The organism is Phytobacter sp. V69, assembly GCF_965644215.1.
Taxonomy (GTDB): Bacteria; Pseudomonadota; Gammaproteobacteria; order Enterobacterales; family Enterobacteriaceae; genus Phytobacter.
Window position 1 is genome coordinate 1 of the sequence record NZ_CBFFRL010000019.1, and the last position, 15,766, is coordinate 15,766.

The following is a 15,766-nucleotide window of genomic DNA, read 5'->3' on the forward strand; positions in this document are numbered from 1 at the left end:
TTGTCTGATAAATTGTTAAAGAGCAGTTGCGACGCGCTTTAGCGCTTTGTCGCGAGGTGGCGTATATTACGCTTTCCCGCTGCAGAGTCAAGTATTTATTTTTACTTTTCTCTGCGAGGTTCTCACCGGCATTTGCCTCAAAACCCCGCTGACCTGGCGGCTTGTTTGCCGTTGTTCCGTGTCAGTGGAGGCGCAGTATAGGGATTTATTTCGGGCTGACAAGCGCTAAATTCAAAAAACTTTTCGACCGTCTCTTTTTTGCGCAAAACGTCTCTAAACTGATAGTTTTTCAAGCGTTCCGAAGCCATAGCGCTGCAAAACGGGCAATAAAAGAACCGTTTCCGGTGTGACGGCCATACAATACGCTACATTCGCATCTGCGGATTTCGCATCAGGCGCTTCATGCTCAAGTAACCAGGCCGTTCGACGCGCAATGGCCGCGCCAGAATCCACCAGCCGCGTCCCCTCAGGAAGTACCTGCAACAGCTCATGCTGCAATAAAGGGAAATGCGTACAGCCGAGCACGACGGTATCGGGCGGCTCAGACATCCGCAGCCACGGGCGTAAAATACGTTTGAGCTCATCCAGCGGAACAGGTTGACCATGCAGCTTCGCTTCCGCCAACTCGACCATCTCCGCCGACCCCAGCAATTCAATCTTGCATTCGTTAGCGAAGCGTTTGATGAGTTCGTGGGTATAAGGACGTTTTACGGTCGCACGCGTAGCCAGTAATCCCACCACACCATTCGCCGTTAAGCGCGCAGCAGGTTTGATCGCAGGAACCACCCCAACAACCGGGAAGGCAAATTTCTCGCGTAGCGCAGGTAAGGAAACGGTACTGGCGGTATTACAGGCAATGACGGCAAGCGCCAGGGGATATTGTGCCTGAACGGCGGTAACGATCTCGACAACACGTTCAACGATGAATTCTTCGCTCTTTTCACCATAAGGAAAGGCGACATTGTCGAACGCGTAAATGTAATGCAGGTCCGGCAGGAGGTGCCGGACCTCATCATAAACAGATAACCCACCTACGCCAGAATCAAACACCAGCACGGTGGGCCGCAGTTTAGAAGGTGTAGCTGCCAGACAAGGTGTATTCTCGTCCTGCAGTTTGATAGCCATAAGCTGTCTCGTAATCTTTATCGAACAGGTTAGCTATTTTACCACGAACTGTCAGGTGAGAGGTCACTGGATATGACAATCCAATGTCCCAGACGCTTACCCCCCCCATCTTAACGGTATGAGAGGTATAAGTTGTTGCATCATAGGCATTGTCATAGCGTTGCCCCATATATTGATACACAACGTTCCAGCCCAGGTCATAAATCTGCCCGGTCAGCTCGTATTTCACCTGCTGCTTCGCACGGCGAGCAAGTATTTTATTGGTTTCGTCATCACGCGGGTCGATATATTGCAGCGTCAGATGATGATCGACAGGGCCTGTCGTCACGTTTCCGGTCCACTCCACACCTTTAATCGTCGCCGATTTTACGTTGTAGTAAGCGCTGTTGTCGTAATCGATCAGGTTAGTGATTTCATAGCGATACGTCGACAGGCGCCAGTCTACTGGACCCGTCAGCCCTTCAAGGCCAGCTTCCCACTGCTTCGACTCTTCCGGTTTCAGATTCGGGTTGGAGGCAATACCAAATCGCTCTGCGCCAAACTGCTGCCCAAGCGATGGCGCCAGGAAGCCGGTACCGTAAGAAAGCGTCGCGCGGTAGTTATCAACAAACTCCCAGCCCGCTGCCGTCTGCCAGGTGCCATGCCAGCCGAACTGCTCGTCATGGTCCTCACGCCCGGAAGCTTCCAGGGTGACCTTGTCAATTTGCTGCTGACCGGTCAGATAGAGCCCGGTGGTATCGCGTTTATAGATATCCGTGCTGTAGGTACCGCTGGATTGCAGTTTCTCTTGTTTCCAGTCAACGCCGCCGCTGACGGAACCCTGCCCAACCTCGACGTTGTTGCCCCACTGGATGTAACGCTGTTCCATATTGTCCAGGCTCGCGCTCGATGCGTAGCGACCATCCTGGGCATTGTAATTATAATTTTTGAGATGCTGATAGTTGGCAATCAGTTGAGATGAGTAAATCCCGGAATGGTAATTGAAACCGGTATCCCATGACTGGGTGTAGTTCTGGCTTTCATCACCGCCGCCAGCGTAACCGCCGCTACCCTGATCGTAATCGGTATTTGAGGAGTAACCGTAGCCACGGAAGAAACCTGAGATGTTCTCGTTAAACTTGTGCTGAACGCCGCCCCAGAACAGCTTGTTGCGATAGCCATCGCGATCGCTGTCATCCGCATAGGTTGAATCCGGCTGAACGTTGAAACCTTTGGTCGTCTGATACGCCCCCGCCGCCGTCACCATCGTATCGCCAAAGCGTTGGTTAACCGCGCCGTCATAGTTCTGGTAACCGTTGGTCCCCATCCCTGCGTTAATTTGCGCACGCTCGTCGTCACTCATCGTAATGATGTTAACCACGCCACCAATGGCGCCAGAGCCATAAACAGCGGAACGTGGCCCACGGATGTATTCAACGCGCTGTACCAACGAGATCGGGATCTGGCCAATATCAATCGCATTACCAATACCGGCACGCGCCATCGGTACGCCATCAATCAGCACCAGCACATGGCGGGCTTCGGTACCGCGCACAAACAGCGATGAGCTCTGACCGATGCCACCATACTGGGCAATGTCCACGCCCGGCAGGCGACGCATCACATCATTAAGGTCTTTTGACTGCCAGCGCTGAATATCTTCACGGGTTACAACATCGGTTGGTGCCAGTACGGTATTCACCGGCTGTTGAAAACGATTTGCTGTCACCACCAGAGTGTCTGAGCTGCTGTCCTGCGCCCAGCCAGAAAATGCCGTGACGGAGAGCGCCGTCAGCAGCGAAGCTTTTTTAATCATTGTGTGAGCATCCACATAATAAGAAGGATGCCGCAGGTACCCTCAGTAGCTCGCGACGACGGTACCTATTGCGACGTAATTCCGGCAGGTCTTCGGGCTAGGAGGTACAACAAGATGATGACTTCCCACATATATATGCAGTGTCTGCTTTCGCTATCATCCCACACATCCTTACCGCTGCGCGTCAGCTCCAGATTCACACTGGATTCCCTTTTAACTCACAGGACCGGTACAAGGATGCTACATTCAGAAACATATAGATGTCCAGACCGCTATGCGGGGAACTGAAAAAACATCCGGGGCTGGACATCCCCTGAGCAATCCCTACAATCCCCCGCGTTATTCTTAATCATTCAGGAAGCATAATGACACCCGAACACCTGCCGACAGAACAGTACGAAGCCCAACTGGCCGAGAAAGTCGTGCGTCTGCAAGCCATGATGACGCCTTTTTCCGCGCCCGTTCCGGAGGTGTTCCGCTCACCGGTCAGCTATTACCGCATGCGCGCCGAGTTTCGCATCTGGCACGACGGCGATGACCTCTACCACATTATTTTTGATCAGCAGACCAAAAGCCGAATCCGTGTCGATAGCTTCCCGGCGGCAAGCGAGCTGATCAACCAGTTAATGAAAGAGCTGATGGCCGGCCTGCGCGGCAATAAAGTGTTGCGCCATAAGCTCTTCCAGATTGATTACCTGACCACCATGAGCAATCAGGCCGTTGTCTCCCTGCTGTACCACAAAAAGCTGGATGACGAATGGCGTGAAGAGGCAACGCATCTGCGTGATGCCTTGCGCGCGCAAAACCTGAATGTGCACTTGATCGGGCGCGCCACCAAAACCAAAATCGAGCTGGACCAGGACTATATCGACGAACGTCTGCCGGTCGCCGGGAAAGAGATGATTTATCGCCAGGTTGAAAACAGCTTCACGCAACCGAACGCGGCAATGAATATCCAGATGCTGGAGTGGTCACTGGGCGCCACGAAAGACTCCACAGGCGATCTGCTGGAACTGTACTGCGGCAACGGTAACTTCTCTCTGGCGCTCGCGCGTAATTTCGACCGCGTACTGGCCACCGAAATCGCCAAACCATCGGTTGCCGCTGCACAATACAACATTGCGGCAAATCATATCGATAACGTGCAAATCATTCGTATGTCGGCGGAAGAGTTTACCCAGGCGATGAACGGTGTGCGTGAGTTCAACCGTCTGCAGGGTATCGATTTGAAGAGCTACCAGTGCGAGACGATTTTTGTCGATCCGCCGCGTAGCGGGCTGGATGCAGAAACCGAGAAAATGGTGCAGGCCTACCCGCGCATCCTTTATATCTCCTGCAATCCGGAGACGCTGTGTAAGAACCTGGAAACTCTAAGCCAGACGCATAACGTTGAGCGCCTTGCGCTGTTCGATCAGTTCCCTTACACGCACCATATGGAATGCGGCGTACTGCTCACTGCGAAGTAAAAAAAGCGCATCCGCTTAAGAGCCGGATGCGCTTCATTTTCAATTATTCGACTTACAGTTCCGGCTTGCGGTTACGCATGCGATAGCCAATCCAGAAGACCAGAATGACGGACAGCACAGCCGGCAGGAAGTTAGAGCCGATGGTCGGGTATTCCGCACGCACCACGGTGCTGTACAGCAACACCCCCAGAATAAAGCAGGCCGCCGCCAGGCCAGGCAACCCGACCGGCATAGTACGGTTTTGATAACGCTGATGCAGGCAGTACACCGTCAGCACCAGCGAGATAATCGGGAAGACGGAAAAGGCACGATCGAGCTGAAAATCGCTGCAAATGCGCCGTTAATAGACAAGCCAGCGATCAGCGCCAGCAACAAAGTACCTTTATCCTGGACAGATTGTTTCATTACTCATCCTTCACTCGTCGGTTTGATGCGCCATTTTTTCTTGTTCACGGCGATACCAGTAATACGCACCCTTGGAAATCATCCGCAGCTGCAATACCAGTCGCTCTTCTAGTTGCCTACGTTGCTCAACGCCGATATCCAGTGCCTCGGCACCCGCGCTGAAAACAATGGTGACCATCGCCTCGGCCTGCGCTTCGGTGAACGCACGCGGCATATGGTTTTCGAGTTCAAGATAGTCGGCAAGTTCCGCAATAAAGTGCTGGATTTCACGCGCCACCGCAGCACGGAATGCCGCTGAGGTACCGGAACGTTCGCGTAGCAGCAGGCGAAATGCGTTCGGATTGTTGCCGATAAATTCCATAAAGGTCGAAACAGAAGTACGAATAACGCTGCCGCCTTTGGCGATACGCTGACGCGCCTGACGCATCAACTGGCGCAGCATTAAGCCACTCTCGTCGACCATCGTCAGACCGAGCTCATCCACATCGCGAAAATGACGATAAAAGGACGTCGGGGCAATGCCCGCTTCACGCGCAACTTCGCGCAAACTCAGGCTGGCAAAACTGCGCTCCGCGCTAAGCTGACTGAATGCTGCTTCTACCAGCGAACGCCGGGTTTTTTCTTTTTGTTGCGCTCTAACGCCCATCACGATGCTTGAATCCTTCCGCAGACCTGCTGGCACTATACCAGAGAATAAAACTAACCGGATTGTACTGGATTGTGAATGATTGTTTACGAGGTCTTTCTGCTTTACTGCATGAAAAAAGCACAACGATAATTGGGTTATCCCGCTAATGATGTTACTATTATGTTGCTTTTATGTATAAGGACAGGTAAGCCTTCCCATGCCACATTCCTACGATTACGACGCAATAGTTATAGGCTCCGGTCCCGGCGGCGAAGGTGCTGCTATGGGGCTGGTTAAACAAGGTGCCCGGATAGCGGTCATTGAGCGCCATCACAACGTGGGCGGAGGATGCACCCACTGGGGAACCATCCCCTCGAAAGCCCTTCGCCACGCGGTCAGCCGTATTATCGAATTCAACCAAAACCCTTTATACAGCGACCACACCCGCCTTCTTCGTTCCTCTTTTGCCGATATTCTTAATCATGCAGACAGCGTGATTAACCAGCAAACGCAGATGCGACAAGGTTTTTATGAGCGCAACCGCTGCGAAATCATGCAAGGCGACGCCCATTTTGTTGACCCGCACACGATAGCGCTGGAGTGCCCGGACGGCTCAGTAGAAACCCTCACCGCCGAGAAGTTCGTGATTGCCTGTGGCTCACGCCCTTATCGCCCGGCCGATGTGGACTTCTCCCATCCGCGCGTTTACGACAGCGACTCAATTCTCAACATGCACCACGAACCTCGCCACGTGATCATCTACGGCGCGGGGGTGATCGGCTGCGAATACGCTTCGATCTTCCGGGGCATGAATGTCAAAGTCGATCTGATCAACACCCGCGATCGCCTGCTGGCCTTCCTCGATCAAGAAATGTCTGACTCCCTTTCCTATCACTTCTGGAACAGTGGCGTTGTTATTCGCCACAACGAAGAGTACGAACAGATTGAAGGAATGGATGATGGTGTGATTATGCACCTGAAATCCGGCAAAAAAGTGAAAGCGGATTGCCTGCTCTACGCGAACGGACGTACCGGTAACACCGACAGCCTGCAGCTGGAAAACATTGGTCTGGACGCGGATGGCCGCGGTCAGCTGAAGGTCAACAGCATGTACCAGACCGCGCTGCCGCACATCTATGCCGTTGGCGATGTGATTGGCTACCCAAGCCTGGCCTCAGCCGCATATGACCAGGGTCGTATTGCCGCGCAGGCAATGGTGAAAGGGGAAGCGACCGCACATCTGGTGGAAGACATTCCAACCGGCATTTATACCATTCCGGAAATAAGCTCTGTGGGTAAAACCGAGCAGCAATTGACGGCAATGAAAGTGCCTTATGAGGTGGGTCGGGCGCAGTTTAAGCATCTGGCGCGCGCGCAGATTGTCGGCATGAACGTCGGCACGCTGAAAATCCTGTTCCATCGCGAAACCAAAGAGATTTTAGGGATTCATTGCTTTGGAGAGCGCGCGGCCGAAATCATTCATATCGGCCAGGCGATTATGGAGCAGAAAGGTGGCGGTAACACGATCGAGTACTTTGTTAACACCACCTTTAACTACCCGACCATGGCGGAAGCCTATCGGGTAGCCGCGCTAAACGGCTTAAACCGCCTGTTTTAACGCGCTGTCGAAGTGGCCATCCATCGCACCACGGATGGCCTCTGCCAGCTGCTCATAGCGGCTGCGCAGCGGTGAGCCAGGACGATAAACCAGGCCTACCGTACGACGCGGCTCCGGTTTAATGCATGGTAGATACACCACACCATCGCGCATACGCTCACGTGGAACCGCCAGCGCTGGCAGCAACGTAATACCGCTGCCTGCTGCCACCATATTACGCAGTGTTTCCAGACTGGTCGCCCGGAAGTGGGTGTCTTCATCTGCACCCGCTTCAAAGCAGAAGCCCATCGCCTGATCGCGCAGGCAGTGGCCGTCTTCCAGCATCAGCAACTTTTCACCCGCCAGGTCGGACATCGGGACTCGGTCGCGATTCGCCCAGGGGTGATCGGCATAAATCGCCAGCATCATTGGCTCATCGAACAGCGGCACCTCAATAAAGGCTTCGCTCTCTTTTACCAACGCTAGGATCGCACAATCCAGCTTACCGCTATCGAGTTGCGCCAGTAACTGGTGCGTCTGCGCTTCATGCAGATACATTTCCAGTTTCGGGAACGTCTGATGCAGCAAAGGGATAATATGCGGTAGCAGATACGGTCCAACGGTAGGGATTAAGCCAATATGCAGCGGGCCGGACATCGATTCCCCCTGCTGACTTGCCATCTCCTTGAGCACTTTGACCTCACGCAGTACGGTACGTGCCTGATCCACCAGCAGCAAACCGGCCTGAGTGAACAAGACCTTGCGGCTGGTGCGCTCCAGCAGCATAACGCCAAGCTCGTCTTCCAGTTTACGAATTTGCCCGCTCAATGTTGGCTGGCTGACGTGGCAGGAATCCGCTGCACGGCGAAAATGGCGGTGTTCAGCTAACGCCACCAGATATTCAAGATCACGAATATTCATTATTCATCCTCCGTCACCACGATAGTTCGTGGCGATTGATAGAATAGCAACGAACGATTATCCCTATCAAGCATTCTGTTCAATAATTAACTCAAGAAACGAAGCGGTACCCATTACCCTTGATGCCACTGCGAGTTTTCTCTGAACAACTAAAGCCAACGTGAACATTTGCGGACCCTACGGTCCGCTTTTTTTTTGCGTAAAAAAGCCGGGGTAAAAACAAAATGGCAACCGAAGTTGCCATTTTAGTCGTTTGCTCCCTCTCCCTGTGGGAGAGGGCCGGGGTGAGGGATGGGCCCGCAGAGGATCAAACCAACCGTTTTTTCGCATCCGCAATGGCCTGCGCGACCTGCTTCGGCGACACACCGCCCTTGGCTGCGCGCTTATCCAGGCAAGATTGCAGCGACAGAATCGGATAGACATCATCGCCAATCACCGCGCTGAATTTTTGCAGGTCGGCCAGCGCCAGCTCTTCCAGCGGTTTACCCTGGCTGATAGCTTCCACTACCGCTTCACCGACAATATGGTGCGCTTCACGGAACGGCACGCCTTTGGCGACCAGATAATCCGCCAGCTCGGTCGCATTCGCATAACCTTGCTGTGCCGCTTCCTGGCAACGCGGACGTTTCACCTGAATGCCGTCCAGCACCAGCGCCGCCATGTGCAGACAGTCGAGCCAGGTATCGAGCGCATCGAACAGCCCTTCTTTGTCTTCCTGCATATCTTTGTTGTACGCCAGCGGCAGACCTTTCAGGGTCATCATCATGCCGGTCAACGCGCCCTGCACGCGGCCACATTTACCACGGATCAGCTCCAGCGCATCCGGGTTTTTCTTCTGTGGCATCAGGGAAGAGCCGGAGGTTACGCGATCGGACAACTCAACAAACCCAGCTTCACCGGTGTTGAAGAAAATCAGGTCTTCAGCAAAACGGGAGAGATGGACCATCCCGATGGATGCATCAGACAGCAGCTCTAGCACATGGTCACGGTCAGAAACGGTATCCAGACTGTTGCGGGTCGCGGAAGCAAAGCCCAGCCAGCCGGCCAGCTGCTCGCGATCGATTTCGTATGCCGTCCCTGCCAGTGCGCCACAACCCAACGGGCTGACGTCCAGACGTTTCAGGGTGTCCTGCAGGCGGCTTTCATCACGCGCCAGCATTTCCACGTAGGCCAGACACCAGTGGGCAAACGTCACCGGCTGCGCACGCTGCAGGTGGGTATAACCCGGCATCACCGCGTCCTGATTACTTTCTGCGGTCACCACCAGCGCGCTCTGCAACTGACGGTTGGCCGTCAACAGCTCTGCCACCGTGTCTTTGCACCACAGTTTGAGGTCGGTCGCGACCTGGTCGTTACGGCTACGCCCGGTATGCAGTTTTTTACCCAACTGGCCGACTTTATCAATCAGTTTACCTTCCACCCAGCTGTGAATATCTTCGGCATCGCTTTCGAGGATCTGCTGCGGATTTGCACGCACTTCTTCCAGCAGGATATTCAGCGCGTCTTCCAGTTGCAGTTGCTCATCGTTGGTTAATACACCCACGGTGACCAACGCTTTGGACCAGGCCACAGAGCCAACGATATCCTGCTCCGCCAGGCGATAGTCAAAGCGCAAAGAGTCGTTGAACTGTTTGAACCGTTGATCTGCTGCCTGAGTAAAACGCCCACCCCAAAGTGCCATAACATGCTTCCTTTATTCGTTAGTTCTGCCGGGTAGCGCTACGCTTACCCGGCCTACGGTCTTCCAGGCCCGGCAAACGAAGTGCCGCCGGGCAGTAAATATTAAGCCAGAATACGTGTACCGATCGGCGTGCCGTTAAACAGCGCCGGTAACTGATCCGCATGGCGCCAGGAGGCGATATCCACCGGGCGATTCAGCGTACGTGCAGCATCCAGCGCCGCATTCACTTTCACAATCATGCCATCGGTAATAATGCCCTGTGCGATTAACTGCTCGGCTTTCGCTGCCGTCATCTCGGCAATGCGCTGACCTTTGCCATCCAGAATACCGCTCACGTCGGAGAGCAGAATCAGGTCTGCGCCCAGCGTCGCCGCCAGCGCGGTTGCCGCCTGGTCAGCATTGACGTTCATCAGCTCACCTTCGTCGGTCACGCCGATAGAACTCATCACCGGCAGGAAGCCGCCATCCAACAATGCGTTAATCAGCTTCGGCGAGCCCGGCTGTGCCAGACCCACATGGCCCAGTTCTTCATCCAGCTTCGTCACTTTCACGCTGTCGCCATCGCCAAGATACAGGCCGACAGAAGCAATCTGGTGCTTCTTCGCCCAGGCCAGCAGGGTTTTGTTCGCCGTGCCCGCCAGCGCACCGGTAATAATGTCGATTTGATCGGCCGGGGTCACGCGCAGACCATTTTTCTTTTTCACCGGCAGGTTGAGCTGTTTCATCAGCTCATCCACTACACAGCCGCCGCCGTGCACAATCACCAGCGGGCGCTGGTGCGATTCGCGATAATTCACCAGCGCGGTAAACAGACGCTCCAGCGCTTCTTCACTATCCAGCAGTACGCCGCCGAGTTTAATAATTAATGGATTCATCATCAGGCCTGCACTCAATTAGATAAGAGACTGGGTTTCAGCATAGCCGAAACGAATATTGGCACACTGCACTGCCTGTGCAGCCGCGCCTTTTAATAAGTTATCTTCGGTCGCCACTACAATCAGGTGCTCACCCTTCACGGCGAACCCGATATCGCAGAACGGCAGGCCAACCACATTTTTCAGCGCCGGAACGCCTTTATCGTACAGACGCACCAGCGGTTTATCGTCATAAGCCTGCTGGAAGATTTCCGCGACCTGAGCATGGGTTACGCCAGGCTTCAGACGGCAGGTAATGGTTTCCAGAATGCCGCGCGGGAAATTGCCCAGATGCGGGGTAAATATGACGTCCGCCCCCAGGTGGGTTGTGATTTCCGGATGATGGCGGTGATTGAACACGCCATATGGCTGCAGGCTGACTTCACAGAAGCTATTCGAGATAGCGGCTTTACGCCCTGCCCCGCTTACGCCACTGGTCGCGTTAATCACGGGCCACTGATTCAGTTCCAGCACGCCTGCATCAATCAACGGTTTCAGGGAGAGCTGTGCAGCCGTCGGGTAGCAACCCGGTACGGCAATCAGATTCGCTTCTTTCAGCGCATCCGTGCTCCACTCCGCCAGGCCATATACCGCCTGCGTGAGCAGGTCCGGATGCTGATGGGTGAAGCCGTAGAATGTTTCATAGAACGCGGGATCGTTAACACGGAACGCACCAGACAGGTCGAAAACGACGCAACCCGCTGCGAGGAATTGTGGTGCCAGGTCGTGACTCACTTCATGCGCTGTCGCCAGGAACACCACATCAACGCCTTGTGCGAATTCACTGATGTCTGACATCGGCTGCAACGGCAGGTCGACAATGCCTTTCAACTGCGGATGTAAATCAGATACCGATTTTCCTGCATCATTACTTTGCGCTGAAACCGTCAAAGCGGTTATGTTCATATGAGGATGGCGATTTACATAGGTCACTAGCTCTGCGCCGGCGTAACCGCTGGCACCCACAATTAACGTGTTCAACATCGGGGCAGTCTACCTTCTTAGTACGTCAAGTTTGCCAGGGAGTGATTCGGCATCAATCCCACGTCGCTCTGTAAAGGCGCCGGATGGGTTCCTTTACGCTCAACATTAATGTATTTTTATTCACTATTAACGCATGAATATTGATACTATCACGAACTCAGGTATGTCAACAATGAAAATGAATTTGCCGCCATTTATCGAGATTTACCGCGCCCTGATTGGCACTCCGTCCATTAGCGCAACGGAAGAAGCACTGGATCAAAGTAATGCTTCTTTAATCAATCTGCTGGCAGGGTGGTTTGGCGACCTCGGGTTCAAGGTGGAAGTTCAGCCCGTCCCCGGCACACGGAATAAGTTTAATCTATTAGCCAGTACTGGCGAGGGCGCAGGTGGACTTCTGTTGACCGGCCACACCGATACCGTTCCGTTCGATGACGGGCGCTGGACACGCGATCCTTTCACCCTGACAGAGCACGACAATAAGCTCTACGGTCTGGGCACCGCCGACATGAAAGGCTTCTTCGCCTTCATTCTTGATGCGCTGCGTGATGTTGATGTGACGAAACTGAAAAAGCCACTCTACATTCTGGCGACCGCCGATGAAGAGACCAGCATGGCGGGTGCGCGCTATTTCTCCGAAAATACAGCGATTCGCCCGGATTGCGCCATCATCGGTGAGCCAACGTCTCTGCAACCGATCCGCGCCCATAAAGGCCATATCTCCACAGCGGTGCGTGTGATGGGTCAGTCTGGCCACTCCAGCGACCCGGCGCGCGGCGTAAACGCCATTGAACTAATGCACGATGCCATCGGGCGCATCATGACTCTGCGTGACAACCTGAAAGAGCGCTATCACTACGATGCGTTCACCGTACCTTATCCAACGCTGAACCTCGGCAGCCTGCACGGCGGTGATGCTTCCAACCGTATTTGCGCCTGCTGTGAACTGCATATGGACATCCGCCCACTGCCAGGCATGACGCTGAGCGATCTCGACGGCTTACTGAATGAAGCACTGGCACCCGTGAGCGAGCGCTGGCCGGGCCGCCTGACGGTTTCCGAACTGCATCCGCCGATCCCAGGCTACGAGTGCCCGCCGGATCATCAGTTGGTTGAAGTGGTGGAAAAACTGCTCGGCGAGAAAACTGATGTGGTGAACTACTGTACCGAAGCGCCGTTCATTCAGACGCTGTGCCCGACGCTGGTACTGGGTCCGGGTTCAATCAATCAGGCCCATCAGCCTGATGAATATCTTGAGACCCGCTTTATTAAGCCCACGCGTGAATTGATCACTCAGGTGGTCCATCACTTCTGCTGGCACTGATTTATCTCCTCACCGCCCTGGATACCCACATTCGGGGCATGGAGAAAATGCAGTGACATTGTTCACAATTCCATAAGCTACGCTTATTAGCCGTAAAGCGAATTAAATTTCGTAAATTCACGCCATTTATTCGTTTGCTGAACCGATTTCGCAGCAATTGACGTCGTGGGTTTTACGTGGCTTTATAAAAGACGGTGTCTGATATCTGTCCGTTTCACGTTGCAGGACGGTGGATATAACAAAATAAAATGAGATGGGGTGTCTGGGTTAACATGAACGAACAATATTCCGCTTTGCGTAGTAATGTCAGTATGCTCGGCAAGCTGCTGGGGGATACCATCAAGGATGCGTTGGGAGAGAACATTCTTGATAGGGTCGAAACAATCCGTAAGCTGTCCAAATCTTCACGTGCTGGTAACGAGGTTAATCGTCAGGAACTGCTCAATACGCTGCAGAACCTGTCCAATGATGAACTGCTGCCGGTTGCCCGCGCATTCAGTCAATTTCTGAACCTTGCCAACACCGCTGAGCAATACCACAGCATTTCGCCAAAAGGCGAAGCCGCAAACAACCCGGAAGTGATTGCTCGTACGCTGCGTAAACTGAAAGACCAACCCGATCTCAACGAAGCGACTATCAAGAAAGCCGTTGAATCGCTGTCGCTGGAGCTGGTGCTGACCGCCCACCCGACAGAGATCACCCGCCGTACGCTGATCCACAAAATGGTGGAAGTGAACAACTGCTTAAAGCAGCTGGATAACACCGATATCGCCGACTATGAGCGCCATCAGCTGATGCGCCGCCTGCGGCAGCTTATCGCACAGTCCTGGCATACCGATGAAATCCGTAAACATCGCCCGAGCCCGGTTGACGAAGCCAAATGGGGCTTTGCTGTGGTGGAAAACAGCCTGTGGGAAGGTGTGCCGAACTATCTTCGCGAGCTCAACGAACAGCTCGAAGAGAACCTGAATTACAAACTGCCGGTCGATTTCGTACCAGTACGCTTTACCTCCTGGATGGGCGGCGACCGCGACGGCAACCCGAACGTTACCGCGGATATCACCCGTCACGTTCTGCTACTGAGCCGCTGGAAAGCGACCGATCTGTTCCTGAAAGATATTCAACTGCTGATCTCCGAGCTGTCGATGGTCGAATGTACCGACGAGCTTCGCGAACTGGCCGGTGCCGAAGGCGCGCAGGAACCGTATCGCTATCTGATGAAAAAACTGCGCGGCCAACTGATGGCAACGCAGGTCTGGCTGGAAGCGCGCCTGAAAGGCCAACGACTGCCAAAACCAGAAGGTCTGCTGAGCCAGAACGAACAGCTGTGGGAACCGCTTTACGCCTGTTACAAATCTCTGCAAGCCTGCGGTATGGGCATCATCGCCAATGGCGAACTGCTCGATACCCTGCGACGCGTGAAATGTTTTGGCGTGCCGCTGGTGCGTATTGACGTTCGTCAGGAAAGCACCCGTCACACCGAAGCGCTGGGCGAGCTGACCCGTTACCTGGGTATCGGCGATTATGAAAGCTGGTCCGAAGCCGACAAACAGGCTTTCCTGATCCGCGAGCTGAACTCCAAGCGCCCTCTGCTACCGCGTAACTGGGAGCCGAGCAATGAAACCCTTGAGGTGCTCAGGACCTGCAAAGCGATCGTTGATGCACCGAAAGGATCGGTAGCCGCCTATGTGATCTCCATGGCGAAGACCCCGTCCGACGTGCTGGGTGTACACCTGCTGCTGAAAGAAGCCGGTATCGACTATGCCCTGCCGGTCGCGCCGCTGTTTGAAACCCTCGACGACCTGAACAATGCCAACGATGTGATGACCCAGTTGCTGAACATCGACTGGTATCGCGGCTTTATTCAGGGCAAACAGATGGTGATGATTGGCTATTCCGACTCCGCGAAAGATGCGGGCGTAATGGCCGCATCCTGGGCGCAGTACCAGGCGCAGGACGCGCTGATCAAAACCTGCGAGAAAGCGGGCATTGAACTGACGCTGTTCCACGGCCGTGGTGGTTCGATTGGTCGTGGCGGTGCCCCGGCTCATGCAGCACTGCTTTCACAACCGCCAGGAAGCCTGAAAGGTGGTCTGCGTGTGACCGAACAGGGCGAAATGATCCGCTTCAAATACGGTCTGCCGGAAGTGACCATCAGCAGCCTGTCGCTCTACACCAGCGCCATTCTGGAAGCCAACCTGCTGCCACCGCCGGAGCCGAAAGAGTCCTGGTGCCACATCATGGACGAGCTGTCAGATATCTCCTGCGATCTGTATCGTGGCTACGTGCGTGAAAACAAAGACTTCGTGCCGTATTTCCGCTCTGCAACGCCAGAGCAGGAACTGGGCAAACTGCCGCTCGGTTCACGTCCGGCCAAGCGTCGTCCGACCGGCGGTGTAGAATCTCTGCGCGCCATTCCGTGGATTTTCGCCTGGACGCAAAACCGTCTGATGCTGCCAGCCTGGCTGGGTGCCGGTGCGGCGCTGCAAAAAGTGGTAGAAGACGGCAAACAGAGTGAGCTGGAAGCTATGTGTCGCGACTGGCCGTTCTTCTCAACCCGTCTGGGCATGCTGGAAATGGTCTTCTCCAAAGCGGACCTGTGGCTGGCAGACTACTACGATCAGCGTCTGGTGAAACCCGAGCTGTGGGCACTGGGCAGCGAGCTGCGTAAGTTGCTTGAAGCGGATATCAACGTGGTGCTGGCTATCGCCAACGACTCCCATCTGATGGCCGACCTGCCGTGGATTGCCGAGTCTATCCAGTTGCGTAACATCTATACCGACCCGCTGAACGTGCTGCAGGCTGAGTTGCTGCACCGTTCCCGTAAAGCGGAAGAGGAAGGTAAAGAGCCGGATCGCCGCGTAGAGCAGGCGCTGATGGTCACCATCGCAGGCGTAGCGGCAGGTATGCGTAATACCGGCTAATC

The 15,766-nt window shown here is 54.3% G+C and carries 11 protein-coding genes, 1 pseudogene and 1 riboswitch; of the genes and pseudogenes, 4 read left to right on the plus strand and 8 right to left on the minus strand.

All coding sequences use genetic code 11. From position 1 onward, the window contains the following. Positions 1–273: 273 nt before the first annotated feature. Entirely contained in the window at positions 274–1,125 is an 852-nt protein-coding gene (gene murI / locus ACSZPU_RS04430; protein ID WP_498995879.1) for a glutamate racemase, read from the minus strand. Further along, positions 1,070–2,920 (minus strand): TonB-dependent vitamin B12 receptor BtuB, encoded by a 1,851-nt coding sequence (gene btuB / locus ACSZPU_RS04435; RefSeq protein WP_498995880.1) that lies wholly within the window; start codon positions 2,918–2,920, stop codon positions 1,070–1,072. Before btuB ends, murI begins: the two co-directional genes overlap by 56 nt. Positions 2,921–2,986: 66 nt before the next feature. Continuing rightward, positions 2,987–3,166, minus strand: a riboswitch (cobalamin riboswitch). A 119-nt stretch (positions 3,167–3,285) separates the two neighbouring features. On the opposite strand from btuB, the gene trmA reads away from it, so the two are divergent. Beyond that, on the plus strand, positions 3,286–4,386 hold the full coding sequence (gene trmA, locus ACSZPU_RS04440) for a tRNA (uridine(54)-C5)-methyltransferase TrmA (protein WP_498995882.1): 1,101 nt from the start codon (positions 3,286–3,288) through the stop codon (positions 4,384–4,386). 52 nt (positions 4,387–4,438) lie between these two features. Here trmA and ACSZPU_RS04445 read toward each other — a convergent pair. Next, positions 4,439–4,791 (minus strand): annotated as a pseudogene (locus tag ACSZPU_RS04445) (YijD family membrane protein). A gap of 10 nt (positions 4,792–4,801) precedes the next feature. Then, positions 4,802–5,440: an HTH-type transcriptional repressor FabR gene (gene fabR / locus ACSZPU_RS04450; RefSeq protein ID WP_039077269.1), complete on the minus strand. Its 639-nt coding sequence runs from the start codon at positions 5,438–5,440 to the stop codon at positions 4,802–4,804. 196 nt (positions 5,441–5,636) lie between these two features. Here fabR and sthA point away from each other — a divergent pair, with 196 nt between their 5' ends. Beyond that, on the plus strand, positions 5,637–7,037 hold the full coding sequence (gene sthA / locus ACSZPU_RS04455; protein WP_498995883.1) for a Si-specific NAD(P)(+) transhydrogenase: 1,401 nt from the start codon (positions 5,637–5,639) through the stop codon (positions 7,035–7,037). Here sthA and oxyR read toward each other — a convergent pair. The 4 genes from oxyR to argC all read right to left on the minus strand — a co-directional run bounded on the left by oxyR (position 7,020) and on the right by argC (position 11,516). Further along, positions 7,020–7,937 (minus strand): DNA-binding transcriptional regulator OxyR, encoded by a 918-nt coding sequence (gene oxyR / locus ACSZPU_RS04460; protein ID WP_498995885.1) that lies wholly within the window; start codon positions 7,935–7,937, stop codon positions 7,020–7,022. The genes sthA and oxyR overlap by 18 nt on opposite strands. A gap of 307 nt (positions 7,938–8,244) precedes the next feature. After that, the gene (gene argH / locus ACSZPU_RS04465) at positions 8,245–9,618 is read right to left on the minus strand and encodes an argininosuccinate lyase (protein WP_498995888.1); all 1,374 of its coding nucleotides are present in this window, start codon (positions 9,616–9,618) and stop codon (positions 8,245–8,247) included. A 101-nt stretch (positions 9,619–9,719) separates the two neighbouring features. Further along, positions 9,720–10,496, minus strand: a complete 777-nt coding sequence (argB, locus tag ACSZPU_RS04470; protein WP_498995890.1) for an acetylglutamate kinase — start codon at positions 10,494–10,496, stop codon at positions 9,720–9,722. Between the two features lie 15 nt (positions 10,497–10,511). Continuing rightward, entirely contained in the window at positions 10,512–11,516 is a 1,005-nt protein-coding gene (gene argC / locus ACSZPU_RS04475; RefSeq protein ID WP_498995892.1) for an N-acetyl-gamma-glutamyl-phosphate reductase, read from the minus strand. A gap of 172 nt (positions 11,517–11,688) precedes the next feature. On the opposite strand from argC, the gene argE reads away from it, so the two are divergent. Together argE and ppc are read left to right on the plus strand one after the other, a co-directional pair. After that, positions 11,689–12,840 (plus strand): acetylornithine deacetylase, encoded by a 1,152-nt coding sequence (argE, locus tag ACSZPU_RS04480; RefSeq protein ID WP_085006088.1) that lies wholly within the window; start codon positions 11,689–11,691, stop codon positions 12,838–12,840. A 272-nt stretch (positions 12,841–13,112) separates the two neighbouring features. Then, entirely contained in the window at positions 13,113–15,764 is a 2,652-nt protein-coding gene (gene ppc / locus ACSZPU_RS04485; protein WP_498995894.1) for a phosphoenolpyruvate carboxylase, read from the plus strand. The last annotated feature ends 2 nt before the right edge of the window (positions 15,765–15,766 follow it).

Excerpts from the sequence above, each read along its gene's own strand:
- argC (WP_498995892.1), bottom strand. The coding sequence starts at position 11,516 with ATGTTGAACACGTTAATTGTGGGTGCCAGCGGTTACGCCGGCGCAGAG.
- oxyR (WP_498995885.1), bottom strand. The coding sequence starts at position 7,937 with ATGAATATTCGTGATCTTGAATATCTGGTGGCGTTAGCTGAACACCGC.
- trmA (WP_498995882.1), top strand. The coding sequence starts at position 3,286 with ATGACACCCGAACACCTGCCGACAGAACAGTACGAAGCCCAACTGGCC.
- argH (WP_498995888.1), bottom strand. The coding sequence starts at position 9,618 with ATGGCACTTTGGGGTGGGCGTTTTACTCAGGCAGCAGATCAACGGTTC.
- argB (WP_498995890.1), bottom strand. The coding sequence starts at position 10,496 with ATGATGAATCCATTAATTATTAAACTCGGCGGCGTACTGCTGGATAGT.
- ppc (WP_498995894.1), top strand. The coding sequence starts at position 13,113 with ATGAACGAACAATATTCCGCTTTGCGTAGTAATGTCAGTATGCTCGGC.
- argE (WP_085006088.1), top strand. The coding sequence starts at position 11,689 with ATGAAAATGAATTTGCCGCCATTTATCGAGATTTACCGCGCCCTGATT.
- btuB (WP_498995880.1), bottom strand. The coding sequence starts at position 2,920 with ATGATTAAAAAAGCTTCGCTGCTGACGGCGCTCTCCGTCACGGCATTT.
- murI (WP_498995879.1), bottom strand. The coding sequence starts at position 1,125 with ATGGCTATCAAACTGCAGGACGAGAATACACCTTGTCTGGCAGCTACA.
- sthA (WP_498995883.1), top strand. The coding sequence starts at position 5,637 with ATGCCACATTCCTACGATTACGACGCAATAGTTATAGGCTCCGGTCCC.